The organism is Dyadobacter alkalitolerans DSM 23607 (genome assembly GCF_000428845.1).
Lineage (GTDB): Bacteria > Bacteroidota > Bacteroidia > Cytophagales > Spirosomataceae > Dyadobacter > Dyadobacter alkalitolerans.
The window spans coordinates 402,170-426,373 of the sequence record NZ_AUAS01000003.1; the positions used below are offsets into that span (position 1 = coordinate 402,170).

Here is a 24,204-nt window from a genome sequence, read left to right on the forward strand (position 1 = left end):
TAAATTGCCGCATTTTTAAAATTATTTATTAAACCCATATTTCATTTCATGGAACAATACCTCGGTATAGACGTGGGCGGTACTAACGTAAAAATGGGGATCGTTGACGCTACGGATGGCAGAATTTCAAATTTTTACAGTCACGATACCGCCAGCTGGCGCAGTTCAGGGCATTTTATCGAACGTTTAGGTGATGCAATAGCGCTCCAGCTTGTTGAATATCCCGAGGTTAAAAGAGTAGGAATCGGCGTTCCGGGGCTCACAACCCGCGACAGGACTACATTAATTGAAATCACAGCCATTCCTGAGATCGATGGAATCGCCATTGTCCCCGATTTGAAAGCCCGCTTTCCTGAACACGATTTTTATCTTGAAAATGACGCTAATGCTGCTGCATTGGGCGAATATTACTTTGGCGAAGACAAGCTTCCCGAAGACTACATTTTTGTAACGCTGGGCACAGGCATAGGCGGTGCGGCCATTATTGACAAGAAAGTTTTCAAAGGCGGCGGCGGAAATGCCATGGAGCCTGGCCACGTGCCTTCTAAAAACGGCAAGGTGCTGGAAAGGAACATTGGTAAAAAAGAGCTTCTGGACCTTGCAATCACCATGCGTGCCAATTACACGGGTCAAACACAACTTCCATCCGACGGGACCATTTCAACGACCGGACTTGTTGCAGCTGCTTCCAAAGGCGACGAGCTTGCCAAGCAAGTGTTCCACGAAATGGGTTACCTGCTGGGCGAAGGGTTGGTTTCGATGGTCCGCATCCTGGACATTACGACCATTCTGATCGGCGGCGGGATTTCTGCTTCGTTTGAATACATTCTGCCTGCCATTAACGAGCGTTTTGAATACTGGTTAACGCCTTATTACCTGAAAACCATTATCATAAAGAGAGCCACACTGGCGAACGACGCAGGTCTGCTTGGCGCGGCTTCTTTGTGTTTTGATTGATCTTTATATTTTTTGATTAAATAGAATCATACGCTTCTCGCTGAACAGTCTTTACCAGTCAATGATTGTTCAGCGAATTTTTGTATTTTAGGGTATGGTTCGGGCCGCTGGTAAACGCAAACTTATTGCATGAAAAAATTTATACTTCTGGTTTTCATATCATTTGTAGGAGCCTTTATATCTAATGTTCATGCGCAGCAATCCGGCATTGCCATCCTGGACAAATCTCCGGCAAATATGCAGCTGTTTGCAAGGGACAGCACCGGAATGGCTGATGTGGAATTTTTAGGAAGGGTCCAGACGGCCGGATATGCTTACATTTCCGTGGTGCAAACCAGGAATAAAACGCCAAATGCTTACCAGCGGAAAAACCTCGAATACAACGGCTCACAAGCTCCTTTCAACTTCACATTCAGGATCAAGGCGGAACTTGCTGAATATGGATATGAAGTTTACGCTTGCAAATCCAAGTCCGATTCCACACTTATTTCGAAAAGCGATAATGTTGTGGCTGGTGATTTCTATCTCATTTACGGACAGTCGAATGCGGTTGCCTGGGAAGTTGACTATGCTTACCGGAACGAATACGCCCGGACATACGGATCATCCGGAGGCGCGGCCGAATGGGGGCTTGCTAATGCCATAGGTCAGCGCGTGGGCATATTTGGAATTGAATTCCAAAGAGTCATAGCGGAAAGATATCAGGTTCCGACCTGTATTCTTAACGGCTCTGCGGCCGGTGCTTCGCTCCTTGACCTGACGGACCGGTCCAGTTTTTACGGCTTTCTGCTGAATGCTGCCAAAAACACCGGATTGTTGCCCTCATTGAAAGCCATATTTTTTTGGCAAGGCGAAACAGAGTCCTCTTCCAACGATCCCCTGACCTGGGCTCCACGGTTTGACAAGCTGGTACAAATGTGGAAGGAAGATTACCCGATGGTTGACAAAATTTATGTTTTCCAGCTGCCGCTTTTTGGTGGCGGTGCATATGACGACCGGATTGGTGTTTTACGCGAACAGCAGCGAACATTGGACCGCAAATATCCCATTATCCAGCCATACGCAGCATTGGGTGCCGTAGGATGGAACGGGTTCCACTATGGGTTGGAGGGTTATCTGCAACTGGGCAGGGACCTCGCGGATCTGGCGGGATATAATCACTATGGCGAAAAAGAAAAAATTTCTTCTCCCAGCTTGCAAAAAGCATTCTATTCTACGCCTGAAAAGGATGAAATAACAATGGTTTTTGAGGACCATCAACAAATGGTTTATCCCAAAGACACCGTAGCTGTTAACATTGAAGGAAGCCTGGAACCTACTTCGGTCTTTTCAGTAAAAGACTTTTTTTACCTGAATGCGGAATGGAAAAAACTTGCTTCGGGCCGGGCTGAGGCTAATAAGATAATTGTCAAGCTGAAAGAAGTGGGCAACGATTCCACGATCAAATATTTGCCTTCAAAATACCATTATTCGGGGCTTTTGAGTGCTGCCTGGGTGTATATCGGCCCATTTTTAAAGAATACGAAGGGATTGCGCGCCTTTGCTTTTCATCACAACAAGATTTTCCCGTACACAAATCTGGGCACATTAACCCTTACCGCTGCCGAAAAGGACAAACAAGTGGTGCTGAGCTGGAATAAATTACCAAATGTTACCGGCTATCTGCTGGAACGTTTGGAAGCCAATGACACGCTGGCCTCCCACGAAACGATGCGCTTCCCCGCAAGTCAGCTCGAATATACCGATCCGTCAGCCAAACAGGGCGTTACCTATATATACCGGATCAGAGGTTACACCGACCAGTCGGAATCGAAACTCGCATTCACGGCCATTACGAAGCAGGGAGAGGACATTGACGTTATACTGGGCGAGGACCCCGTTCAGGAACTGAGCATTAATGTGTATCCGAACCCTGTTACGGACGTAATCAACATTGCCTCCACCACTTCTGCCATCAGTCTGGTGGAATTGTATACCGTGAATGGTAAGAAGGTGAAAAATGTTTCCTTCGAGAACAAGGACTGGGCAACGATCCCGGTGAATGATCTCAGCAGCGGGCAGTACATTCTCCGGGTTCATTATGGTGATAAAATCAGCACCCGTAAAATGGTCCTTGTGCGGTAAGCGAAGGTTTGTTTTGAAATGAATTTCACCGAACTAAATGAAATTTACTTCCGGCGATAAGCGAATGCCGTATTTGGCTTCCACAGAGTCCTGAATGGTGCCTGCCAGCGCACGAATTTCGTTGCCGTTGCCGCCACCGTAATTCACAAGCACCAATGCTTGTTTCTGGTGCACACCAATCGCACCCTGGCGATATCCTTTCCAACCAGCTTGTTCAATGAGCCACCCCGCAGGCACTTTTACCATTGTTTCACTTACAACATAACCCGGCATTTCGGGGAAGGTGTTTTTAAGCGCATTGTATTGTTCCGATGGGATTTCCGGATTTTTGAAGAAGCTCCCTGCATTCCCGATCTGAGCAGGATCTGGCAATTTACTCCGTCGGATGGCAATCACAGCCTGGCTTACGTCCAGGATCGTGGGGCTGGTCACATTCATTTCCAGCAATGTTTTTTGAACATCCCCGTAACCAATGTTCAGCACAGGTTTTTTGTCCAAAACAAATGTTACCCCGGTTACCACATATTGATTTTTAAGCGCCTTTTTGAAAACACTTTCCCGGTAACCAAACTCACATTCTTCCTTCGAAAAAATCCTTTTCCGACCGCTTTCAATGGAAACTGCCTCCACGGACTCAACGACATCCTTGATTTCCACCCCGTAAGCACCGATATTCTGCATAGGCGCCGCTCCTACTGTGCCCGGAATGAGTGATAGATTTTCTACGCCTCCGAAGTTATGCGAGACACAATGCATCACAAACTCATGCCAACCTTCCCCCGCGCCTGCTTTCAGCCACACATGGTCCTGATCTTCTTTTATTTTCTCAATTCCTTTAATGACAGGATGAATTACCAAAGCATTGACATTCTGCGTGAAAAGCACATTGCTTCCGCCGCCAAGAATAAATTTAGGCTTCTGCTGCCATACGGGATCGAGCAATATTTCAGTTAGTTCTTCAACCGAACCGACTTCGGCGAAAAAGGAAGCCGTGGATTCGAGGCCGAAAGTATTGAAATTGCGAAGCGAAAAGTTTGATTGGATTTGCATTGAACTAATAAATAAGTCCAGGTAAAGTTAGCTATTAGATTCAAAATAGCATGTTATGGTGATTCATCCATTTTTGATTAAGTTTGCAGGCTCAGTAATAACGGCTAAGGATATGATGCTGAAAAAGAATTTTTTATGGGCGATTCAGCTCTTCATTATCATCCTTTCGGGTTGCAGCAAAAAGACTGTTGTCAGCTCTTCCAGCTCGGAATACAGGGAAGATCTGTCGTCGGTAAGGCCTCGTTTCGAGTATGTTGAACCGTCGGTTACTTCAAAACCAGCACCGGTAGCCACACCCAAAACCAGTACGGCGCCAAGGCCGGATGTTGACAAGCCATTGTATGTCAACAAGCGATTGGAAACTGTACTGGACACGCTGGCAAAACACAACAAATCCATTCGTTATGTAAACGGCTTTCGGATCCAGATGTATGTGGGTAATGTGAGACAAGAGGCAGACGACGCCAAAAGTTATGTATATCAGGCTTTTCCGGACCTTATTCCCTACGTTTCTTATACACAGCCGACATATCGCGTGAAAGTGGGCGATTTCATGTATCGTGCCGACGCAGAGCAATATCTGGAACTGATCAGGGAACGATATTCTTCCGCAGTAATCCTGTCCGACCGCGTGGACATCAAACGAAGCCTGATGATCAACCCTACTGCCGAGAGCAACTAGGATTTAGTATTTTCAATTTTTAGCAGGATATTATTTTATCCACTTATACATACCCATAGATAATGAAAATAGCCTTAATTACCGGTATTACCGGGCAGGATGGTGCTTATTTAGCTGAGCTTCTTTTGAGCAAGGGATATGAAGTGCACGGGATCAAGCGTCGCAGCTCATTATTCAATACGCAGCGGATCGACCATATTTATGAAGATCCGCACGAGAAAAATATAAGGTTCAAACTGCATTACGGCGACCTGAGCGACTCTACCAACATTATCCGCATCATCCAGGAAGTACGGCCCGACGAAATATACAACCTGGGCGCAATGTCACATGTGCAGGTGAGCTTCGAAGAGCCCGAGTACACTGCCAATGTAGACGGAATAGGGACATTGCGCATCCTGGAAGCAGTTCGCCTTTTGGGTTTGACTAAAAAAACAAAAATTTATCAGGCCTCTACATCAGAACTTTACGGTTTGGTGCAGCAGGTTCCTCAGTCTGAAACGACGCCATTTTATCCGCGCTCACCTTACGCGGTTGCAAAGCTTTATGGTTACTGGATCACAGTCAATTATCGTGAAGCTTACGATATGTTTGCGGTGAACGGGATACTTTTCAACCATGAATCACCATTGAGGGGCGAAACTTTCGTAACCCGCAAGATTACCCGCGCAGTGGCACGGATTGCCTTGGGATTGCAGGATAAAGTTTACCTGGGTAACCTGGACGCGCAGCGCGACTGGGGCCACGCGAAAGACTTCGTGGAAGCAATGTGGCTGATCCTCCAGCAGGAAGTTGCAGAGGATTTCGTGATCGCAACAGGAATCACAACACGCATTCGTGATTTCGTGAGAATGGCCTTTGCAGAAGTTGGAATCGAGCTTGAATTCAGTGGGGAAGGTGCCGGCGAAATCGCTAAGGTGACAAAATGCAATAACCCTGACTTCCAGATTGAAATAGGAAAAGAAGTTGTAGCCGTTGATCCAAGATATTTCCGCCCGACGGAAGTTGAGCTTTTGATCGGTGATCCTACCAAATCAATGACAAAACTGGGCTGGAAACCAAAATACGATTTGAAAGCATTGGTTAATGATATGGTAACAGCCGACCTTCTGCTCTTCAAGAAAGACAGGCTTCTGGAAAGCAGCGGACACCGCGTTCCTAATTATTACGAATAAAATTCAGCCTTGTTTTTGATAGCAGTGCCAATAAGATAAAAACCCCGAAGGACATCCTCCGGGGTTTTTATCTTATATTATAATGTTCAGGATCAGATCGCCTTAGGAGATTTTTTCTGAACAGATTTTCCAAGATCAATTAGTTTCTCAGGCGTTTGATACCCGATCACCTGCTTGATGACTTTTCCTTTTGCATCAATAAAAAACAATGTAGGATAAGCTTCCAACGGGTATTTGCTGGCAAGTTTCAAGCCTTCACCGCTTTCCATATCATATTTTACATTGATAAAATCTTTATTAAAAACAGCTGCAACATCGTCGCGTGTGAAAACATTCTTTTGCATCATTTTGCATGGGCCGCACCAGGTGGTGTAAGCGTCAAAGAAAATGATTTTATTCTCAGCTTTGGCTTTTTTCAGGATTTCAGCCCATTTGGCTTCTGTAAACTGGATCCCTTTTTCCTCCGCCTTTACTTCCTTGCTATTCTTATCCGCTTTATTTCCTTCTGCCGCAATAGTAACTGCAAATGTCATGGTCACGATGGCAACGAGAAGAGACAGTTTTTTAAGACCTTTCATCTTTTGATTTAGTTATGGTTTTAATTCCTCTTAAACGAAAATACCCTATTGTTTTATTTTATCCAATTATCCTTCCGGGAACATGCCACCAGGACATTTGAGGTTGGTAAAAAAAGAAAAAGTAACTTCGCATTAATATTAACGTCAAAAAAGCATGAAAGTTCAGGAAGCAAGATACGTAATGAGCAATTCGGATTATGAGAAATGTCCTGATCCGGTTTTGCCCGAATATGCTTTCATAGGGCGCTCAAATGTTGGAAAATCCTCGCTTATCAATATGCTGACCGGAAAGAAATCGCTTGCGAAAACTTCTCAGCAACCAGGTAAGACGCAGCTTATTAACCATTATTTCATCAACGAATCCTGGTATCTGGTGGATTTGCCGGGTTATGGTTATGCCAAAGTGAGCAAAGTTGAGCGTGAGAAATGGGAGAAAATGATCGGCGATTACCTGCACAACCGCGAAAATCTGATCTGCACATTCGTCCTGATCGATATCCGGCATAGCGCGCTGGCGGTGGACCTTGAATTTATGGCGGGGCTGGGCGAAGCCGGAATTCCGTTCCATATTATTTTTACAAAAGCCGACAAACTGAAACCCAATCAGGCGATAAATCAAATGGAGGCTTACAGGCAGAAACTGGCCGAAGTGTGGGAGGAAGTGCCGCCTATGTTCATTACATCGGCAGAAAAAAACGAAGGCCGCGACCCGATTCTGGAGGCAATAGAAACTTATAATCAGTCGTTTGAAAGGACAAAGTAAGCGGGAGGTTGTTTCGCGCTCAATCTTTCCGTTATTTTGCGCTTTCCGTTATTTTGCGCAAAATTGAGGTGGTCATCGCATTCAACATAATCATTATTAAGATATAACTAATTAGTAAGAAAGGATGAGTGAAAAAGTAGAGTCAACAGGAATGGATTTGTTGAAAGAAATAGCAAATGTTTCAGGAAAAGGCGGATTGTTCCGTATTCTTAAGCCTAGCCGTGCAGGTGTGATCGTGGAAAGCCTGGATGAAAAGCGTGAAAAAACGCTGATAGGACCAACTGCACGTGTTTCTGTTTTGAAAGACGTTTCTATTTTTACGGACGGTGAAGAAGAATCCGCGCCATTGGCAGACGTTTTTTTGAAAATCCGCGAAGAGCATGGCGAAGAAGTAACATTGCAGCCTAAAACTGCATCTGACAAAGAACTGATCGAGTTTTTGAACAAAATCCTTCCTGATTTCGACCGGTCAAAAGTTTATGTTTCTGACATTAAGAAAATCATTTCCTGGTATAATTTATTGTCAAAATATACGCCCGAGCTGTTCGTTGCTTCCACTGAGGAACCTGGCGAAGAAGCGCAGGTAGAAGAAACTTCGGAAGTGGTTGCGGAAGACGCTCCTGAGCAGGAAAAGAAAAGCAAAAAATAATTTCCTTGTATAAATCATTGTTTGAACCCTGTCGATCCGACGGGGTTTTTACTTTTTAACATTACCGCCGGCCCACCTTATGACATCGCTTTCCGCTTACATTGATCATACTTTGCTCACTGCCAATGCAAGTGAAACGGACATTCGGAAATTGTGTGAGGAGGCGTGGATACATCAATTTAAGGCAGTCTGCGTGGCGCCTGCTTATGTGCCCTATACAACGGAAATGTTGGAATTTTGTCCTGTTAAAATAGAGATAGCCACGGTGATCGGGTTTCCTTTCGGCTATTCAACAACGCCGACCAAAGTTTTTGAAGCAACTAATGCCTTGCAAAACGGCGCTACGGAGCTGGATGTGGTCATGAACATTTCGCAGTTCAAATCCATGGCGTATCTCAGTGTGCGGGAGGAACTCACCCAGCTTGCGGAAATTGCACACGCGCAAAAGGGCATCATTAAAGTAATCATTGAAACCGCTTACCTGGATTCCTTTGACCTTTACACGGCTTGTGAAATATGTGCCGAAGCCAATGCTGATTTTGTAAAAACTTCCAGCGGTTTTGCCGCGCAAGGTGCTGATGTGGAAGTGGTTAAAAAAATGCGGTCAATCCTTCCTGCACATGTTAAAATCAAGGCTTCCGGCGGAATAAAGACAAAAGGGCAGGCCATTGCCATGATTGAAGCCGGAGCGGAGCGTATCGGGACTTCATCGGGTATTGCCATTGTAAGCGCATGACGAGGCGACGCGTTTTGTTGTTAAGCACCGTCCATCCGGCCACAGATCCCAGGATTGTATATAAAATTGCGCCTTCGCTTGCAAAAGAATACGAGGTGTTTTGCGCGCTGCCGCATGCCATGCCAAATGTTGCCGACGGCGCCATCACCATGCTGTGGCTTCCTTCATTTCAGCGTCTTTACATGCGGCTGCTTTTCTCGCACCCATTACTTTTATGGAAATGTCTGCGTCTGCGGCCGCAGCTCGTGCATATTTTTGTTCCGGAACTGATCCCGATTGCGGTGTTATTCAAATGGCTGGGCGCCAATGTCATTTATGAGGTGCAGGAAAATCTTTACAAAAAGTTTAGCATCAAAACCTTCAACAACAGCTTCCTGTTCCAAAAGCTATTTCGAATTTTCGATCATTATGCCCGGAAGCATTTTGCCCTTATCCTGACCGAAGACGCCTATTTGAACGAATATGACAAACTGACCTATCCCGCAGCAATAGTGCGAAATTATGCACTACTCTCATTTACAGATCAATACGGAACCGAAGCATTTGTTGAAAGCAAAGGTCCGGAGATCATTTACATGGGTGTCATTTCGCTGGAACGATCTTTTGATATAATTGTAACAGCTTTGGCAGCATTGAAGAAAGTTTATCCTGACTTCAAAATGCATTTATTCGGCAGTGTTCGGATTTCTCAAAACGAAGTCGAAAAACTCCCAGGCTATCGGGAGATTGCGGATAATCTGACTTTTTACGGATATGCCGATCAGAAGACAATGTTTCCATATGCACGCCGGGCGGTGGCCGGAATTGCATTGTTGAAGCCTGTTGCGGATTACCCGGATTCTTACACGACAAAGTTGTTTGAATATATGTCTTTAAAATTGCCGGTTATTACGTCCGATTTTCCCTTATACCGAGATGTCGTCGAACAATCGGGATGCGGTTTTTGTATTTCACCATATAACGCCCTGCTGTTGTGTGAAAAGCTGCAGTGGTTTATTGAAAATCCGGATCAAGGCAGGCAAATGGGAAGTAATGGTCGCAAATCGGTGGAAAGAATGTATAACTGGGCATCGGAAGAAAGTACATTGCTGACATTTTACAGCGCTTTGCATAGAAATTAGCATTTATTCGTCAGCGCTTACCATTGAGTATAATTTTATAAACTTATTATTGAATTGTTCAAATATTAAGTACTACGATTTCTACGAAATATTTAACTTTCGGAATTAAAAAGAATCGTAGCTTGCGAAGTCAACTTCTCAATCATGTATATTAATACAGTTAGTCACTATTTACCAAGCGAAGTTATTGGTAATGAATATTTTACAAATATTAACAATCTGTCCCACGAGTGGATTGTAGAACGCACAGGAATTTCAGAAAGACGTAAGTGTTCTCCGGAAGAAAATACTTCCACAATGGCTATGAAAGCGGTTGAGGCCTTACTTGAAAATATCCCTTACAGCAAAAACGAAATTGACCTGATTATAGGCGCTACTTATACACCATATGACACCATCGTTACGTTAGCGCACGCGGTTCAGCATCAGCTTCAAATCCCCGACATCCCGGTTGTCAGCATCTCTTCTGCGTGTTCGTCATTATTAAATGCGATTGAGATCGTAGAAGGTTATTTTGCATTAGGCAAAGCTTCCAAAGCAGTGGTGGTGGTTTCAGATCATAACACGGCTTACTATAATGAAATGGACACCGTTTCCGGTCACTTATGGGGAGACGGCGCTTCGGCCCTGCTGATTTCAAAAGAACGCCAGACGGATTCCGACATGGAGATCAAGAAACTGATCACTGGCGGCGCTGCTACAAGCGGAAAAGCCATTGAAGCAGTTGTTTTGCGGCCTAACGATCGCGGCGTGATCATGCCTTACGGTCGGGACGTGTTCCAGAATGCCTGCCAGTATATGCCAAAGGTCAGCCAGCAGGTTTTACAGGCTTGCGGACTAACGATCGATGACCTGGATTACCTCATTCCGCATCAGGCAAACCACCGCATCAGCCTTAATGTGATCAATACATTAGGCATTCCCGTGGAGAAGCTGATTTCCAACATTCAATATTTAGGAAACACAGGCTGCGCCGGTTGTGCGATAGCATTGTCGGAGAATAAGGATAAATTCAAAAAAGGCGATAACATTGTAATTACCGTTTTTGGCGGCGGCTATTCTTACGGGGCCATGCTGATTACGGTCTAATATCTATTAAAACAAAAAAATGCCCGCATCTCATCAATGCGGGCATTTTCGTATCTATTCAAATCCTTAATTCACTTGCGGTTCCGAGAACATGGCTGGCTTCCATACATTGTTTTCAGGATTAATGTCAGGAAGACTGTGCTCCGGGTCAATGGTAACCGACCGGATCGGCTGCTGTGTAGCTGCCTTAAACGTCCAGCTTCCTCCACGCTGCCAGATTTCAACCGGCAATTCAATGCGCGTTTTTTTACCGCTTATTTCTTCAATGTCGATTTTAGCCGGCATTGCCCATTGATCCAGGTTTTCAATGGTGATGAAAGAACCTTTTTGTGGGTTTTGCTCAACATAAGTCACGCCTTTGACGCCTTGGTCGAGCTTATAATTTTCAAAGAACCATCCTTTCCAGAACCAGCCCAGATCCTCACCGGCTGCATCTTCCATCGTACGGAAGAAATCGTAGGGAGTCGGATGCTTGAAAGCCCAGCGCTGCACATATATTTTGAATGCATAGTCGAAACGCTCTTTGCCCAAAACCTGCTCACGCAACATTTTCAGACCAAGCGCGGGTTTGTAATAAGCTTCCCAACCCAGGTTCACCGCCTGCACCACATCCGGGATCGTCATGATCGGATCGGCTTTCTGGCGGAAAATGATTGGCGCAAGACGCTGCATATCATTCATTTGCGAGCTTTTATACTCCCCATTGTTAAAATTGTCTGCGGACAGGAAGTTGATAAATGTGTTAAATCCTTCGTCCATCCAAGCATATTTACGCTCATTGTTACCCACGATCATCGGGAACCAGTTATGGCCAAACTCGTGGTCCGTCACGCCCCAAAGATCATCCTTGCGGCTTTTGCTGCTGCAAAAAACAATTCCCGGATACTCCATCCCACCTACAATTCCCGCAACATTGGTTGCAACCGGGTAAGTGTATTCATGCACATAACCTGAATAAAATTCAATGCAACCTTTCACATATTCCGTCGAGCGGCCCCAGCCGTCCAATCCGCCATCTTCTGCCGGATAAACCGACTGTGCAAGGGCTGTTTTACCTTTTGGCAAATTCATTTTTGCTGCATCCCAAACAAATGCTTTGGAAGTTGCCCAGGCAATATCACGCGCCTGCAAGCAACGGAAACGCCAGGTAAGGGTGCCCGACTGTTTCGGCCTTGATGCAGGGTTGGTAACTTCTTCCGCACTGCGTATCATAACAGTCTGGTCGCTTTTTGCAGCATCAGCCAATCTTTTCCGCTGTTCTGCAGTAAGCACGTCATTTGGGTTTAGCAATTCTCCGGAACCGACTACAATGTGGTCCCAGGGCACAGTAACATTGTATTCAAAATCACCATATTCCAGGTAAAACTCGCCTGCACCCAGGTAGGGAAGCAAATTCCAGCCTTCAATGTCGTCAAACACGGCCACGCGCGGATACCACTGCGCCATTTCGTAAACAATCCCGTTTTTTGTTTCCAATGTTCCCATCCGGTCTGAGCCGTATTCAGGGATTTTGAACGAATAAGCGATCTTTATTTTGATCACATCACCATTCGGCTTTACAGGCGTTGCAAGCCTGATCTGCATGCGGGTATCGCTGATTTTATAAGTGGCTTCCACAAAACCTCCTTTTCCCTGCTGAACAGTAACCGCTTTGATAGAATCTCCTCCACTGAAACCTGTGTTACCAAATCTGCCGCCGGTTACCGGAGTCGTTTTTCCTCCACGCGACTGATCATTGAATGCATTCTGATCCAGTTGAAGCCAGATGAATTCAAGTGACTCCGGGCTATTGTTCTTGTAAGTAAGCTCAACATCGCCGCTCACCATTCCCTTTGCCTCGTCGAGCGCAACATTGATCTTGTAATCGGCACGGTTTTGCCAGTATTTCGGACCGGGAGAGCCGCTGCCTGTCCGGTATTCATTACCGGGCTGAAAATTAAATAAGGGGTGAAAAAGCACGTGTGAATCGTATTTCACTTTTTCCTGCTCTTGTGCGTGGGCGTTAAAAAATCCAAGACCTGCCATCAAGAACAAGCTCAGACGAAATATGGATATTTTCATTCTATTGATAAAATTTGAAAAATATGTGTTTGTAAACGAGCAATATACGGCTTTTCGCCTTTTTTAATATAAAAAGTTTCATTTTTGCTAACCGGTAGTTACTTTGAAATATTACCGGTTACATCGTAAAAAAGGCCATGCGCAAGCGTCTCTCCGTTGAAGACTACACAGCCGGAATCCTCTCAGGAGATCGGATCATGCTGAGCCAGGCCATTACGGTCACGGAAAGCAGATTACCGGCAGACAAAGAACTTGCTGCTGCTATTCTGAAAGAGATGCTGCCCCATTCCGGCAATGCATTTCGAATCGGGATAACGGGCGTTCCGGGCGTTGGGAAAAGCACATTTATCGAATCTTTCGGCACATATCTGACTTCCTTAGGAAAGAGGGTGGCCGTTTTAGCAGTTGATCCCAGCAGCCAAAAATCCCGGGGCAGCATTCTGGGCGACAAAACGCGCATGGAAAGGCTCTCTCATAATCCCTCGGCCTACATTCGCCCTTCGGCGACGGGTTTGTTTCTCGGTGGAATAGCCCGGAGCACGCGCGAGATAATGTTGCTTTGTGAAGCGGCCGGTTATGATATTATTCTGATCGAAACCGTAGGCGTTGGCCAATCTGAAACATTGGTTAAAGGCATTACGGACTTTTTCCTGCTGCTTATGCTGGCTGGCGCGGGCGATGAATTGCAGGGGATTAAAAAAGGGATCATGGAAATGGCAGATTCGATTGCTATCAACAAAGCAGATGGGGATAATGCGCAAGCTGCGGCTCTGGCGGTTTCGGCTTATCAGAATGCATTGCATTTATTCCCAAAAGCGGAGTCAGGTTTCCCAACAGAAGTGCTCACATGCTCTGCATTACAGGAAAATGGAATGGAAGAGATCTGGAACCTGATCCAAGAATTTGAAAAAACGACGAAGGCAAATGGTTTTTTTGACCAAAACAGACAAAAACAAAATCTGACCTGGATGCACGACCGCATCAGGCAATCATTGGAAAATCAGTTTTTCAATGATGCCGCTGTAAAAGCGACGCTGGCATCATTGGAGACTGCGGTTCGTGAGGGAAGAGAACTTCCTGACGCTGCTGCGGAAGATCTGCTGCGTGTTTTTTTGACCAAATAAATCGTTAATGCCTCATTTTCAGCTTCAAGTATCAATTCGTCGCGTTAACACATAAATATTTCCGGAGAAAACATTTTTCCAGTAAGTTTGGACGTTAGACTTAACATTATACGAAACTAAACAACGATTCGGTCAGCTATGAAGATTTACGCAGCATTAAGCAAATTCACCCTCTTGACTTTCATGATTATGTCCTTCGTCTTCACGGCTTGTAAGGATGATGAAAAAGAACCCGATCCGCAAGTAGATAACAATCCGATTGTCGGAACGTGGCAATTGGTGTCCGTAACAGCGGAAACACCCGGAACACTTCCACAATTGGCCCTTTTGCCGACCGTAGCGTCTTGCTATCTTGAACTCAAAATGACTTTTAAATCAGACAATACCTTAACCACAGCTGATTGTCCGGCTGCTGTTTTAGCAATCAGTCAGCTAGCACCAGTAGGAGATGGTTCGACATGGAAAGTGAATGGAGATGTTCTAAACCTTAAAAGCGGGTCAACGAGTAAGGATTTTAAAATGTCACAAACATCAACTGAATTGACAGTTGTTGCAAATACTCAGACAGATGCAACTAAACCTGCGGTAAATGCTCTTCTGAAATTCAAAAAGCTATAATAAACTCCATACAAAAAAATTGCCCTGCCTTTAAAGGCAGGGCAATTTTTTTGTTAGCTGGTGTGGTCGCAGATTACTACCCATTTGCCGTTTATCTTTTTCCATAGCAATGTGTAATGTCCTTCCAGATCGCCTTTTTCTGGGCGCGTCAGGTGAAATTTCCCTACCAGAAATGCCACTCCATCGCCTGGGAATGTGAGATTGATATACGTAAATTTTAATGTTCCCATCGTCGCGCGATCCGGATAGCGCTTCAAATAACCTTCGTGCGTGGCTTTGTAGCCATAAGTTATGCCAGCCTTTCCAACGAACATGAGCGAGTCCGATTCCCAGTAACCGTTCATGAACGAATCAATGTCGCCGCGGTTCCAGTCCGCCATTTGGCGGTTCATGGTTCCGTAAATGGTTTCCTTGTCTTTCGAAGTCTGTGCTTTTGCAAACATTGAAATCGTGATCAGGATGAGGGTGAAGAGCCGGTTTCTCATAATTTTTGCGGATTTTTGTAAATCGTTTCCTGATTTTAAATATACACGAAAGAAACAAGGGAAGCGGTTGCAAGACAAAAAAACCAAATGAACAAGCCTTCCTATCTGTTTATTCTGAATCCCAACTCCGGCACTTCGATTGGTAAAAACGCCGGTGAGGTGAAACGGGCTATTGAAACATTTGCGCAAAAAAATGGAGCGGAGGCTAAAATACTTTTTACAGAAGAAAGGGCGCATGCAACAACATTAGTAAAAGAAAACCTGGGTTTACAGCCCTGGAATGCCATTGTTGCCGTAGGAGGCGATGGAACTGTGAATGAAATCGCGCAGCCTCTTGTGCATACGGAGCAGCCAATCGGCATAATTCCACTTGGCTCGGGCAATGGCCTCGCGCGTCACTTGGGCATTCCGCTTACATTGGAAGCTTCCCTGAAAAGGCTTTTTGAGAATAAAGTAATCACAATCGACAGTGCACAAATTAATGACATTCCCTTCTTCTGCACCGCCGGAATGGGTTTTGACGCTTATGTAGGGCATTTGTTCAGCCAGCAGCACCAGCGTGGACTGTCTACGTACATTAATGTTTCGTTTCAGTCTTATTGGAGTTATAAGCCCCAGAGTTTCCGGTTGAATGGTGTGGAGACCCATGCTTTCTCTCTGTCATTTGCCAATGCAGGTCAGTTTGGAAATAATGCCTGGGTGGCTCCGCAAGCCAGCTTGCAGGATGGTTTGCTCGACATTTGCACCATTAAGCCATTCCCGAAATGGTATGGCACATCTCTGGCATATCAGCTTTTCACCAAACAGATGAAGGCTTCGCGTTACATTGATTACGCGCATATGACCGAGGCTGTGGTGGAGACAGAAGTGCCGCCAATGATACATTACGACGGAGAGCCGTTTCAGCTTGATACAACGAGAATTGAAGTTAAAATTAAACCGCAGAGCCTGCGAGTAATTGTCTGATGTCAAAAAAGAACCGCACAGGAGTCATTTATTCCACAAACCCTGACTTCGAATACAACGATTCCGGAGCCGACGAACCGGATACGTTACCCGCTGCACAGCAGGATCTGAGGATCTGGCTGGATCGCAAAGGCGGTGGAAAAGTGATCACGATTATAAAAGGATTCATCGGCACCACTGCCGATATGGAAGCCTTGGGCAAACAACTAAAAGCCCTTTGCGGAAGCGGCGGAACTGTTAAAGACCAGGAAGTCCAGATCCAGGGCGACCACCGCGATAAGGTGATTAACTGGCTGGTTGGGAAGGGTTATAAGGCTAAGAAAGCGGGAGGGTAGCTTTTTTCCCCTAAATCCCCTAAAGGGGACTTTCCCATCTCATATGAAAAGTCCCCTTTAGGGGATTTAGGGGCTAAAGGACTTTATTTGTATCTATCTCCGTCGGAGCAGGCAAATTGGATGGTGGCGGTTGCGGCAACTGGTTTGAGCGCACATTTTCCAGCACTTCCACATTGGTTACGAAATATTTGGTATCACCATTCCAGGGCAGTGTAAAGAACTTTTCTTCGTAGGTAAGTGAAACGCGCTGCCCGTTTTTGATAGCCTCTTCAAGCTTAGCGATCGCATCTTTATTTTTTGCGCTTACAGAAAACACCCATTCCGAAGAATTCATGGTGCCGTCGCCTTCGCACAGGCCGCCCATTCTCAGCTCGCCTTCGTATGTTTTAAATAAATATCCTTTGTTGCTCAGCTTGGTGATGAAACCTCCGCGTTTTCCTTCGCTGTAATAGCCGAATGTCAGGTAATAGAGGATTCCAAAAATGACGGCCAGAAATATGGCAAATATGACCCATTTACGCATAATAGTAATTTTCTGAGTTTATTGATATCAGCGAACTTCGCAAAACAGTTTGACTATTCCTAGTTATTATTTTGCCCGAATGGCAATAACCGGGTCCATGCGCGCGGCGAGCATTGCGGGCACAATTCCCGACAACACACCTATGATACTCGAAACGCCCAGCCCAAGTATAATGTTACCGGGCGTCAGCAGGATCTGCAATGAGCCCATCGGCATGAACGATAGGAGAAATACTAAAAATATGCCAACCAGTCCGCCCACTAAGCTCAGCATAACCGCTTCGAAGAGAAATTGGAACAGGATCGAATAGTTTTTTGCGCCCAGGGATTTTTGGATGCCTATGAGGTTTGTTCTTTCTTTAACCGAAACAAACATAATGTTGGCGATCCCAAACCCTCCTACCAAGATCGAAAAGCTCCCGATTACCCAGCCGGCAATGGTTAGCACGGCAAAGAGCTGACCGATTGCTTCCGCAGCGGCTTCGGGGCGGTTTAGGGAAAAATTACTGCCATCCCGCGGCTTAATGCCTCTTTTGGTTCGCATTAAACCTGTAATTTCGGCTTCCACTTCTTTCATTCCTTCGTCTTCGGGAAATCCTTTTACAACAATGTCAGCACTGCGGCGCCCCGATTGAAAAAGCTTTGAAAATGAGGCAAACGGAATTATACAGTTTTTATCAGGACTTCCGCCAAAATCCACGAGGCTTTCACCCTTCCGGACCTGAACGCCTACAATTGTAAACTTATTTCCGGCCAGCTTAAATGCCTTCCCTACTGCATCTTGTCCGGGAAAAAGCGCGGCGGCTATATCTGCGCCTACTATGGCCACATTTCGTGCATTATTTGTTTCAAGCGGGATAAAATAGCGCCCGTCCTGGATGGGAATATCTGAAATCTGATTGTATTCATAAGAAACGCCTTGAATCTGCGCTACAATGCTGTTGGAGCCGTTCTTTAATGTAGTGCTGCCCCGGAAATCCATCACGGCAACAGCGCTGGCGCTTTCCAGGTTATCGTAAAGGAATTTATATTCAGCAAAAGTCGGCTCCGGCCATTGAAAGTATTTCCACCATTGATATTCCCCGCCGAAGCCCCAGGGCCATTTTTGAACATATATCACTTTATCGCCGATGAAGCTCATACTGTCCTTAATGCTGCGTTCGAGGGAATCGACAATGGTAAAAACGGCCACAATGGCGAAGATGCCCACAGTTACGCCCAGCAATGATAAAATGGTCCGGGTGATGTTGGATTTGAGCGCCTGCCAGGCAAAACGGAAACTTTCTAAAACCTGCCGTAAAAATTTCATAGCGCCGTCGGATATAATGTTTTTTCAAAATTCTTTCAAACCAAAAGTTAACTGTAAAGTGGCAGGGGCAGAAATAAATTGTTACAAAAGGCAAGATAAAGTGATTGATTTAATAAATTACAAACTGAATTATAACACGCTTACAATGACATTACGCTACAATCTTGCACTTGTTTGCTGTATTTTGCCGGGATTTCTTATTGCCCAAGCACCTGTTAAGGAGTTCACCGGATTCTATCAGTTTCTTTCCGACGACCCTAATCAGAAACCATTTTTCAGCGACAGGCCGGGAGTGATTGCGAAAAATGGCATGGTTGCCTCTGCACATCCGGAAGCCTCAAAAGTAGGTGTTGAGATATTGAAGGCAGGAGGCAATGCGGTTGACGCGGCGGTGGCTGTGCAATTTGCCTTGGCTGTTGTGCATCCGTCTGCGGGGAATCTGGGCGGTGGCGGATTTTTGGTGTTGAGAGATAAAACCGGTAAGAGTTTTAGCATTGATTTCCGTGAAAAAGCGCCTGCAAAAGGTCATGCAGACATGTATCTTGATAAAGACGGCAATGTTATCCCCCAATCCAGCGTCCTTGGCAGACTTGCGTCTGGCGTTCCCGGCTCAGTGGCTGGCATGGCCGAAGCACATGCAAAACATGGCAAACTGCCCTGGAAACAACTCATTCAGCCGGCTATCGACCTTGCGGAGAATGGTGTAATACAAACAGAAAGAGAAGCACGCGGGCTTAATGCGGTCAAAAAAGCCGTGCTATCACTAAATCCGGGCACAAAATATTTTATTAATCCAACCGGGAAAGACTGGGTGGCGGGTGATGTGCTGGTGCAGAAAGATCTGGGTAAAGTTTTACGCCGCATTCAAAAAAAGGGCCATGATGGGTTCTATAAGGGCAAGACTGCGAGGCTTTTGGTAAAGGATATCAATAAAAATAAAGAAGGGATTATCAGTAAAAAAGACCTCGCCGACTACAAAGCCCAATGGCGCGAAACGATTACCGAAAATTATAAAGAATACAAAGTAATCACCATGGCGCCTCCTTCCAGCGGCGGCGTAGCATTGCTTCAACTTATGCGCCTGACCGAGCAGCATCCTTTGCGAAAATGGGGCTGGCATAGCGATTCCACCATTCAAGTCATGATCGAAGCCGAGCGCAGGGTTTATGCTGACCGGGCTAAGTTCCTGGGCGATCCTGACTTCGTGAAAGTGCCGGTAGAAACCCTGATCAGTAAAGATTACCTGAGTAAGCGGTGGAATGACTTCAACTGGGACAAAGCAACGGATAGCAAGGACATCAGCGGTGGCGTTTTCCCCGGTTATGAAAGTCTTGAAACGACTCATTTTTCTATTGTTGACAAAGAAGGCAATGCTGTTTCCCTCACTACAACGCTGAATGGCGGATATGGAAGCCGGGTTGTGATCAAAGGCGGCGGATTTCTGATGAATAATGAAATGGACGATTTCAGTATAAAGGCTGGCGCGCCCAACATGTACGGGCTGATCGGTAACAAGGCAAATGCCATTGCGCCGGGTAAAAGAATGCTTTCATCCATGACGCCAACTATTATAGAAAAGGATGGAAAGCTCCTGATGGTCGTTGGAACACCAGGTGGATCGACCATTATTACATCCGTTTACCAAACCATTCTGAACGTTCTGGAACACGGTATGACCATGCAGCAGTCGGTTAACGCATTAAAATTTCACCATCAATGGCTGCCCGATATTACCACTTTTGAGGCAAATGCATTTTCAGAAAATACTATAAAAAAGTTGCAGAACAAAGGTTATAACCTTGAACAGCAACGCAATACAATCGGGCGTATGGATTGTATACTGGTACGCCCGGATGGTTCGCTCGAAGGAGGATCGGATCCGAGGGGTGATGACACCAGTTTGGGATACTAATATTTCAGCGCTTTTGAGCGTTACTCTTAAGCATTGCTTTATCCTGTTATGAAAACACTTACATTCCTGTTACTATTTATATCTGCTGCGTGCTTATCAAACTGTAAAAAAGATTCGAACGAACTTGGGCCTGATCCGGACACCGGCAAGCCATTCGCACCGATACAGTTTTTAAGATCATTTGACGTTACTGACTCTGAAAAAGTGACATTTGATTCAGTAACGAAGAACTATCAGATTAGCATGCCTGAATCATATCTGAGCAATTCGGCAGAGTTAAAAATGTCTTTAAACAAGAATGTGGTGCTGATAGACAGCCTTGGAAAAGCCACAACAGACAGCACAATTACCTATAATTTCAAAGGAAACCCGCCGCTGTCATTTACATTACGCGATAAGGAAGACAAGTTTGCCGGTACGTTCACAGTATATTTCGAAATCGGCGGCGAACCTAAGGTTGAGCTGCTGACAAAGACTATTACTGTCAATACAAACGGCTTCAAAACACCCTTCAAATTCGTTTCCGGCGTTGGGACCATTCCTGCGCGTCCCGGGCAGGCCGCACCGATCATTAAGTTGACCAATCCCAAAACCGGCTTCACCGACCAAACAACTTATAACCAGAATCAGGATAATATCGTTTTTGAATCAATAGATAAGCTTGTGGGTCCGGACCCTGTTACGATGGAAATCCTTTTTGCGGATAAAAATCCTATCAAATTCGAAGGTGTTACGTTCACGCGTGGCGAGCCTATTTCCAGGATTTCTGACTCGAAATTTGTTTACTCTACCAAAGATTCGGTGTTTATAAGCGGTGGATATTTCCTTCCGTCGACCAAATACACGGTCAAATTTACCAGCGATTTCGTAAAGACGCCGGCAACAGCAGCATTGAAATATGTAAGCGCCACAAACCTGAATCTGGAAAAATTCCCGGCTAATATACCTGACGGCTCTTACCTGCTTACCTTCCATGAAGGAGAAAAGCAGATTGGCAAAGGTGCCATCAATGTTTCCAATGTGGCCACAACCAAAGGCATAGAATCGATCTGGAAAGGGGATCTGACACTGGCGCTTACCAGAAATGTGGAACCATTGACATTCAAAAAGGGTGACACATTTTATGCAAAACCGTCGCCGGTAGAATACGGCTCATCAAATACAAGCTTCGATGTTGCCAAATTGCCCGCATTGCGTTTGAAAAGCGGTGCGACAACAGTGGATCTGAAACCTGCCCTGGCGGTTGTGAATTGGGCCACTGCCGGTGTAAGTTATCCGGTTGGCCGATATGTTGTTCCGGCGAACCTTGCGGCTGGTCAATATGAAGTCTATGCTGTGTTTCCGGATAAGACTGTTACCAAGCCATATTGGGCGAAACTACGCGTCAATTAATCGTTTCGGCAACATTTAAACTCTTGTCAGTTCCTGGATAGTTTGTTTAAATTCAGGAAACTGCATTTGTAATGCGGCCCTTTCGGCCATTTCAAAATCTGCAAAATCAAATCCCGGCGCCACTGTGCACCCAACCAATGCATACGTGCTTCCTTTTGCAGGACGCGAAGCAAACCACGCTCCTGCGGGCACGACTGCCTGAAATGTTTCTCCATTGTCGGGGTTATTGCCTAGCCTGATTACCTGCATTTCCCTTTTCTTCTCATCGATTACAAAAACATCCAACGCTTCGCCCGCATAGAAATGCCACATTTCATCGGCCTGAATCCTGTGGAATGCTGAAAAATTATGGCTTTCCAGCAGGAAAAAAATGCCGGTCGAAAAAGCCCTGTCGTCATTGAATCGTTTGGGTAATACTTCCTTGGGAATGCTTTCTGCTGCCCGGTAAGTCTCTGTATAATAACCGCCCTCAGGATGCGGACTTAATGCATACTTCTCGATCCAGTAATGCGCTGGTTTCAGGTTTTCTATCATGCAGACAATTTAGCACGCCCGTTTAATAAATCACGCCGGATTTCAAGCTTTTTATTCTTCAAAATACAATCCGGGTTTTGGCATATTGAATCATTTGCTTACTTTTGATCATAATTAATCATAAACGATCAATATTAATCAACATGAAAAATAGCCGTGTCCGTATCACGTCCGACGAAGTGCTGTCAAATAATTGGTATACATTAAAAAAATACACATTCGACTACCAGCGCGCTGACGGGCAATGGGAACAGCAATCCAGAGAGGCTTACGACCGCGGAAATGGGGCCGTTATCCTGCTCTATAACCGCGAAAAGCAAACGGTTCTCCTAACCCGCCAATTCAGAATCCCAACTTATGTCAATGGAAATGAAACCGGCATGCTGATCGAAGCCTGTGCCGGACTGCTGGATCGTGATAATCCCGAAGATTGCATTAGGCGGGAGACAGAAGAAGAAACGGGCTATAAAATCAATTCTGTTGAGAAGATATTTGAAGCTTATATGTCACCTGGTTCGGTTACCGAGATCCTCTACTTTTTTGTTGCAGAATATAGCGAAGATATGAAAGTGAGTGACGGAGGTGGCAGCGCGCAGGAACAAGAGAACATTGAGGTGATGGAATTACCATTCGGAAAAGCGCTGGATATGGTTAAGTCCGGGGAGATTAAGGATGCCAAAACCATTATGCTGCTGCAACATGCGCAACTGACTCAATTACTTGCAAAAAATGGCCAAACAGAGTCAAATTAACTCTCTTCGGCCATTAACATTAATTTTCTATTAGCTATGATATGGGATCAGGCGTAGGCGTGTTTTGAGGTGTTGCCGTTTCGGGACTGCTCTTTCCGCCTACGAATTTCTCATAAAGATCTTTGAAGAAGCTTTCAGCATCCGGGAAGCTGCTTTTAAGCGTATCGGCACCTTTTGTTTTGAGCTCATCAAAATACTCCGGAGCTTTATCGATTGCACCTTCCGCTTCGGCTTTCAAATTGTTAGCCTTGGTTTTCAAATCTTCCAAAAGCTTTTCGCCTTCTTCGCTCTGAAGATACTTATGTGCGGCCACTCCTGCGGCTGCTCCAAGAATAAATGTGGCAAGGTGTTTTGAGTTAATGCTCATGATTTCCAGTTACTTAGTTTAAGATTAAATTTAAAAAATTATGTCTTGTACAAAAGGAATACTTAAAGTCACCGAACATTTGCACAAAAAACTGTGCCCACATTAACTATCACATGCTTACTTAATCTCAAATGCGGCCTGCATACGATAGCTGATCTTGATTTTCTGATATTGAACCTGGCTATCCGCCACCATATCTGCTGATTCCGCTTGCGCCAATGTTCTCATATTGGCCTTCGCAAAAACAGGCTGAGGAAAGTACAGGTTTTCGTCCAGTTCTTTAATTTCAAGCACTTTACCAAGCTTTTCATCCAGCGAAGCAACGAGATATTCCGCTTTTACTTTGGCTGCCTTCAATGCGTCGATTTTAACCTGCTTCTTTAATTCTTCTCTTTTTGAATGGTCCACCCGGCTCACATTTGCATACTGCACACCGCGACTTTCAACTTTTGACAAAATGCCGTCCAACTTCTCAGGACTGCTCACTTTCAGCTCATACTGCTTGCTCTCAAGGAATGTAGCAGGCTTCTTTTTCTTATCTGTATAATTTTGATAACCCCCTAATCCACTGAGAGACAGCGCATCTTTTGGCAGCCCGGCCTCATCAACTGCTTTCAAAAGCTGTTTTTCCAAAGTGCTGATGATGACCTTGTTCTTTTGGTTTTTTTCGTCTTCAAAATATTCTTGCAGGGAAATATTGAAGTAAATTTCGTCCGGCACAATTTCCATTTCGGCAAAACCTGCTACTTCAATCTTAGGCGCAACGACCTGCTGTTCATATTTGATTTGCGAAAAAGCAGGGAACAAAGCGGTCATAGCAAGCAAGGAAATCAAAACAATTTTTTTCATGGCTTTCATTAGTAATTATTGAATATAAAATACAGATGCAGGCGGCAGGCTTAA

General features: G+C 45.2%; 25 protein-coding genes. 16 read left to right on the forward strand and 9 right to left on the reverse strand.

Annotated features, from left to right (window positions below; translation table 11 throughout):
* Window positions 1-48 precede the first annotated feature (48 nt).
* Window positions 49-957: an ROK family protein gene (locus G395_RS0107680; RefSeq protein ID WP_026629512.1), complete on the forward strand. Its 909-nt coding sequence runs from the start codon at window positions 49-51 to the stop codon at window positions 955-957.
* Window positions 958-1,086: 129 nt separating this feature from the next.
* Complete coding sequence (locus G395_RS0107685) at window positions 1,087-3,081, forward strand: T9SS type A sorting domain-containing protein (protein WP_026629513.1); 1,995 nt, start codon at window positions 1,087-1,089, stop codon at window positions 3,079-3,081.
* 33 nt (window positions 3,082-3,114) lie between these two features.
* Here G395_RS0107685 and murB read toward each other — a convergent pair whose 3' ends face one another.
* Window positions 3,115-4,131 (reverse strand): UDP-N-acetylmuramate dehydrogenase, encoded by a 1,017-nt coding sequence (murB, locus tag G395_RS0107690; RefSeq protein ID WP_026629514.1) that lies wholly within the window; start codon window positions 4,129-4,131, stop codon window positions 3,115-3,117.
* 55 nt (window positions 4,132-4,186) lie between these two features.
* On the opposite strand from murB, the gene G395_RS0107695 reads away from it, so the two are divergent.
* On the forward strand, window positions 4,187-4,813 hold the full coding sequence (locus G395_RS0107695; RefSeq protein ID WP_026629515.1) for an SPOR domain-containing protein: 627 nt from the start codon (window positions 4,187-4,189) through the stop codon (window positions 4,811-4,813).
* A gap of 62 nt (window positions 4,814-4,875) precedes the next feature.
* Complete coding sequence (gene gmd / locus G395_RS0107700) at window positions 4,876-5,988, forward strand: GDP-mannose 4,6-dehydratase (RefSeq protein WP_026629516.1); 1,113 nt, start codon at window positions 4,876-4,878, stop codon at window positions 5,986-5,988.
* Between the two features lie 92 nt (window positions 5,989-6,080).
* Here gmd and G395_RS0107705 read toward each other — a convergent pair whose 3' ends face one another.
* On the reverse strand, window positions 6,081-6,566 hold the full coding sequence (locus G395_RS0107705) for a thioredoxin family protein (RefSeq protein WP_026629517.1): 486 nt from the start codon (window positions 6,564-6,566) through the stop codon (window positions 6,081-6,083).
* A gap of 154 nt (window positions 6,567-6,720) precedes the next feature.
* Between G395_RS0107705 and yihA the strand changes: the two genes are divergently transcribed.
* The 5 genes from yihA to G395_RS0107730 all read left to right on the forward strand — a co-directional run bounded on the left by yihA (window position 6,721) and on the right by G395_RS0107730 (window position 10,924).
* Window positions 6,721-7,329 carry a ribosome biogenesis GTP-binding protein YihA/YsxC gene (yihA, locus tag G395_RS0107710; RefSeq protein WP_026629518.1) on the forward strand — a complete coding sequence of 203 codons (609 nt, stop codon included), beginning with the start codon at window positions 6,721-6,723 and terminating at the stop codon, window positions 7,327-7,329.
* Window positions 7,330-7,453: 124 nt separating this feature from the next.
* Complete coding sequence (locus G395_RS0107715) at window positions 7,454-7,978, forward strand: DUF5606 family protein (RefSeq protein ID WP_026629519.1); 525 nt, start codon at window positions 7,454-7,456, stop codon at window positions 7,976-7,978.
* Window positions 7,979-8,057: 79 nt separating this feature from the next.
* On the forward strand, window positions 8,058-8,714 hold the full coding sequence (gene deoC / locus G395_RS0107720) for a deoxyribose-phosphate aldolase (protein ID WP_026629520.1): 657 nt from the start codon (window positions 8,058-8,060) through the stop codon (window positions 8,712-8,714).
* The gene (locus G395_RS0107725; protein WP_026629521.1) at window positions 8,711-9,835 is read left to right on the forward strand and encodes a glycosyltransferase; all 1,125 of its coding nucleotides are present in this window, start codon (window positions 8,711-8,713) and stop codon (window positions 9,833-9,835) included. Before deoC ends, G395_RS0107725 begins: the two co-directional genes overlap by 4 nt.
* 144 nt (window positions 9,836-9,979) lie before the next feature.
* Window positions 9,980-10,924 (forward strand): 3-oxoacyl-ACP synthase III family protein, encoded by a 945-nt coding sequence (locus G395_RS0107730; protein ID WP_026629522.1) that lies wholly within the window; start codon window positions 9,980-9,982, stop codon window positions 10,922-10,924.
* A gap of 66 nt (window positions 10,925-10,990) precedes the next feature.
* Here the strand turns inward: G395_RS0107730 and G395_RS0107735 are convergent, their stop codons facing one another.
* On the reverse strand, window positions 10,991-12,985 hold the full coding sequence (locus G395_RS0107735; RefSeq protein WP_026629523.1) for a M1 family metallopeptidase: 1,995 nt from the start codon (window positions 12,983-12,985) through the stop codon (window positions 10,991-10,993).
* A gap of 137 nt (window positions 12,986-13,122) precedes the next feature.
* Between G395_RS0107735 and meaB the strand changes: the two genes are divergently transcribed.
* Window positions 13,123-14,109, forward strand: coding sequence for a methylmalonyl Co-A mutase-associated GTPase MeaB (gene meaB, locus G395_RS0107740; RefSeq protein ID WP_026629524.1), 987 nt, complete (start codon window positions 13,123-13,125; stop codon window positions 14,107-14,109).
* Window positions 14,110-14,247: 138 nt separating this feature from the next.
* Window positions 14,248-14,727: a lipocalin-like domain-containing protein gene (locus G395_RS0107745; RefSeq protein ID WP_026629525.1), complete on the forward strand. Its 480-nt coding sequence runs from the start codon at window positions 14,248-14,250 to the stop codon at window positions 14,725-14,727.
* A 53-nt stretch (window positions 14,728-14,780) separates the two neighbouring features.
* Here G395_RS0107745 and G395_RS0107750 read toward each other — a convergent pair whose 3' ends face one another.
* The gene (locus G395_RS0107750; RefSeq protein WP_026629526.1) at window positions 14,781-15,212 is read right to left on the reverse strand and encodes a YybH family protein; all 432 of its coding nucleotides are present in this window, start codon (window positions 15,210-15,212) and stop codon (window positions 14,781-14,783) included.
* Between the two features lie 87 nt (window positions 15,213-15,299).
* On the opposite strand from G395_RS0107750, the gene G395_RS0107755 reads away from it, so the two are divergent.
* Both G395_RS0107755 and G395_RS0107760 read left to right on the forward strand, forming a co-directional pair.
* Window positions 15,300-16,178, forward strand: coding sequence for a diacylglycerol/lipid kinase family protein (locus tag G395_RS0107755; RefSeq protein WP_026629527.1), 879 nt, complete (start codon window positions 15,300-15,302; stop codon window positions 16,176-16,178).
* The gene (locus G395_RS0107760; protein WP_026629528.1) at window positions 16,178-16,513 is read left to right on the forward strand and encodes a translation initiation factor; all 336 of its coding nucleotides are present in this window, start codon (window positions 16,178-16,180) and stop codon (window positions 16,511-16,513) included. Before G395_RS0107755 ends, G395_RS0107760 begins: the two co-directional genes overlap by 1 nt.
* Before the next feature lie 73 nt (window positions 16,514-16,586).
* On the opposite strand, the gene G395_RS28890 is transcribed toward G395_RS0107760, so the two are convergent.
* Window positions 16,587-17,036, reverse strand: coding sequence for a DUF8785 domain-containing protein (locus tag G395_RS28890; protein ID WP_035360627.1), 450 nt, complete (start codon window positions 17,034-17,036; stop codon window positions 16,587-16,589).
* A 66-nt stretch (window positions 17,037-17,102) separates the two neighbouring features.
* The gene (locus tag G395_RS0107775) at window positions 17,103-18,344 is read right to left on the reverse strand and encodes an ABC transporter permease (RefSeq protein ID WP_026629530.1); all 1,242 of its coding nucleotides are present in this window, start codon (window positions 18,342-18,344) and stop codon (window positions 17,103-17,105) included.
* Between the two features lie 145 nt (window positions 18,345-18,489).
* On the opposite strand from G395_RS0107775, the gene ggt reads away from it, so the two are divergent.
* Together ggt and G395_RS0107785 are read left to right on the forward strand one after the other, a co-directional pair.
* Window positions 18,490-20,256, forward strand: a complete 1,767-nt coding sequence (ggt, locus tag G395_RS0107780) for a gamma-glutamyltransferase (protein WP_026629531.1) — start codon at window positions 18,490-18,492, stop codon at window positions 20,254-20,256.
* A 48-nt stretch (window positions 20,257-20,304) separates the two neighbouring features.
* Complete coding sequence (locus G395_RS0107785; protein WP_026629532.1) at window positions 20,305-21,648, forward strand: hypothetical protein; 1,344 nt, start codon at window positions 20,305-20,307, stop codon at window positions 21,646-21,648.
* A 15-nt stretch (window positions 21,649-21,663) separates the two neighbouring features.
* Here G395_RS0107785 and G395_RS0107790 read toward each other — a convergent pair whose 3' ends face one another.
* Window positions 21,664-22,182 (reverse strand): cupin domain-containing protein, encoded by a 519-nt coding sequence (locus G395_RS0107790; RefSeq protein WP_035360630.1) that lies wholly within the window; start codon window positions 22,180-22,182, stop codon window positions 21,664-21,666.
* Between the two features lie 143 nt (window positions 22,183-22,325).
* On the opposite strand from G395_RS0107790, the gene nudK reads away from it, so the two are divergent.
* A complete protein-coding gene (gene nudK, locus G395_RS0107795; RefSeq protein ID WP_026629534.1) occupies window positions 22,326-22,934 on the forward strand; it encodes a GDP-mannose pyrophosphatase NudK in 609 nt (202 codons plus the stop codon).
* Between the two features lie 34 nt (window positions 22,935-22,968).
* On the opposite strand, the gene G395_RS0107800 is transcribed toward nudK, so the two are convergent.
* Entirely contained in the window at window positions 22,969-23,301 is a 333-nt protein-coding gene (locus G395_RS0107800) for a YtxH domain-containing protein (protein WP_026629535.1), read from the reverse strand.
* Window positions 23,302-23,418: 117 nt separating this feature from the next.
* A complete protein-coding gene (locus tag G395_RS0107805) occupies window positions 23,419-24,150 on the reverse strand; it encodes an SIMPL domain-containing protein (protein ID WP_026629536.1) in 732 nt (243 codons plus the stop codon).
* Window positions 24,151-24,204 lie beyond the last annotated feature (54 nt).

What these genes read in the sequence shown, in the direction of transcription:
- G395_RS0107715 (WP_026629519.1), top strand. Translation starts at nt 7,454, where the DNA reads ATGAGTGAAAAAGTAGAGTCAACAGGAATGGATTTGTTGAAAGAAATA.
- G395_RS0107705 (WP_026629517.1), bottom strand. Translation starts at nt 6,566, where the DNA reads ATGAAAGGTCTTAAAAAACTGTCTCTTCTCGTTGCCATCGTGACCATG.
- deoC (WP_026629520.1), top strand. Translation starts at nt 8,058, where the DNA reads ATGACATCGCTTTCCGCTTACATTGATCATACTTTGCTCACTGCCAAT.
- G395_RS0107790 (WP_035360630.1), bottom strand. Translation starts at nt 22,182, where the DNA reads ATGATAGAAAACCTGAAACCAGCGCATTACTGGATCGAGAAGTATGCA.
- G395_RS0107760 (WP_026629528.1), top strand. Translation starts at nt 16,178, where the DNA reads ATGTCAAAAAAGAACCGCACAGGAGTCATTTATTCCACAAACCCTGAC.
- gmd (WP_026629516.1), top strand. Translation starts at nt 4,876, where the DNA reads ATGAAAATAGCCTTAATTACCGGTATTACCGGGCAGGATGGTGCTTAT.
- yihA (WP_026629518.1), top strand. Translation starts at nt 6,721, where the DNA reads ATGAAAGTTCAGGAAGCAAGATACGTAATGAGCAATTCGGATTATGAG.
- G395_RS0107785 (WP_026629532.1), top strand. Translation starts at nt 20,305, where the DNA reads ATGAAAACACTTACATTCCTGTTACTATTTATATCTGCTGCGTGCTTA.
- G395_RS0107725 (WP_026629521.1), top strand. Translation starts at nt 8,711, where the DNA reads ATGACGAGGCGACGCGTTTTGTTGTTAAGCACCGTCCATCCGGCCACA.
- meaB (WP_026629524.1), top strand. Translation starts at nt 13,123, where the DNA reads ATGCGCAAGCGTCTCTCCGTTGAAGACTACACAGCCGGAATCCTCTCA.
- G395_RS0107745 (WP_026629525.1), top strand. Translation starts at nt 14,248, where the DNA reads ATGAAGATTTACGCAGCATTAAGCAAATTCACCCTCTTGACTTTCATG.
- nudK (WP_026629534.1), top strand. Translation starts at nt 22,326, where the DNA reads ATGAAAAATAGCCGTGTCCGTATCACGTCCGACGAAGTGCTGTCAAAT.
- murB (WP_026629514.1), bottom strand. Translation starts at nt 4,131, where the DNA reads ATGCAAATCCAATCAAACTTTTCGCTTCGCAATTTCAATACTTTCGGC.
- G395_RS0107800 (WP_026629535.1), bottom strand. Translation starts at nt 23,301, where the DNA reads ATGAGCATTAACTCAAAACACCTTGCCACATTTATTCTTGGAGCAGCC.
- G395_RS0107755 (WP_026629527.1), top strand. Translation starts at nt 15,300, where the DNA reads ATGAACAAGCCTTCCTATCTGTTTATTCTGAATCCCAACTCCGGCACT.
- G395_RS0107735 (WP_026629523.1), bottom strand. Translation starts at nt 12,985, where the DNA reads ATGAAAATATCCATATTTCGTCTGAGCTTGTTCTTGATGGCAGGTCTT.
- G395_RS0107695 (WP_026629515.1), top strand. Translation starts at nt 4,187, where the DNA reads ATGGTGATTCATCCATTTTTGATTAAGTTTGCAGGCTCAGTAATAACG.
- G395_RS0107775 (WP_026629530.1), bottom strand. Translation starts at nt 18,344, where the DNA reads ATGAAATTTTTACGGCAGGTTTTAGAAAGTTTCCGTTTTGCCTGGCAG.
- G395_RS0107805 (WP_026629536.1), bottom strand. Translation starts at nt 24,150, where the DNA reads ATGAAAAAAATTGTTTTGATTTCCTTGCTTGCTATGACCGCTTTGTTC.
- G395_RS0107730 (WP_026629522.1), top strand. Translation starts at nt 9,980, where the DNA reads ATGTATATTAATACAGTTAGTCACTATTTACCAAGCGAAGTTATTGGT.
- G395_RS28890 (WP_035360627.1), bottom strand. Translation starts at nt 17,036, where the DNA reads ATGCGTAAATGGGTCATATTTGCCATATTTCTGGCCGTCATTTTTGGA.
- G395_RS0107750 (WP_026629526.1), bottom strand. Translation starts at nt 15,212, where the DNA reads ATGAGAAACCGGCTCTTCACCCTCATCCTGATCACGATTTCAATGTTT.
- G395_RS0107680 (WP_026629512.1), top strand. Translation starts at nt 49, where the DNA reads ATGGAACAATACCTCGGTATAGACGTGGGCGGTACTAACGTAAAAATG.
- ggt (WP_026629531.1), top strand. Translation starts at nt 18,490, where the DNA reads ATGACATTACGCTACAATCTTGCACTTGTTTGCTGTATTTTGCCGGGA.
- G395_RS0107685 (WP_026629513.1), top strand. Translation starts at nt 1,087, where the DNA reads ATGAAAAAATTTATACTTCTGGTTTTCATATCATTTGTAGGAGCCTTT.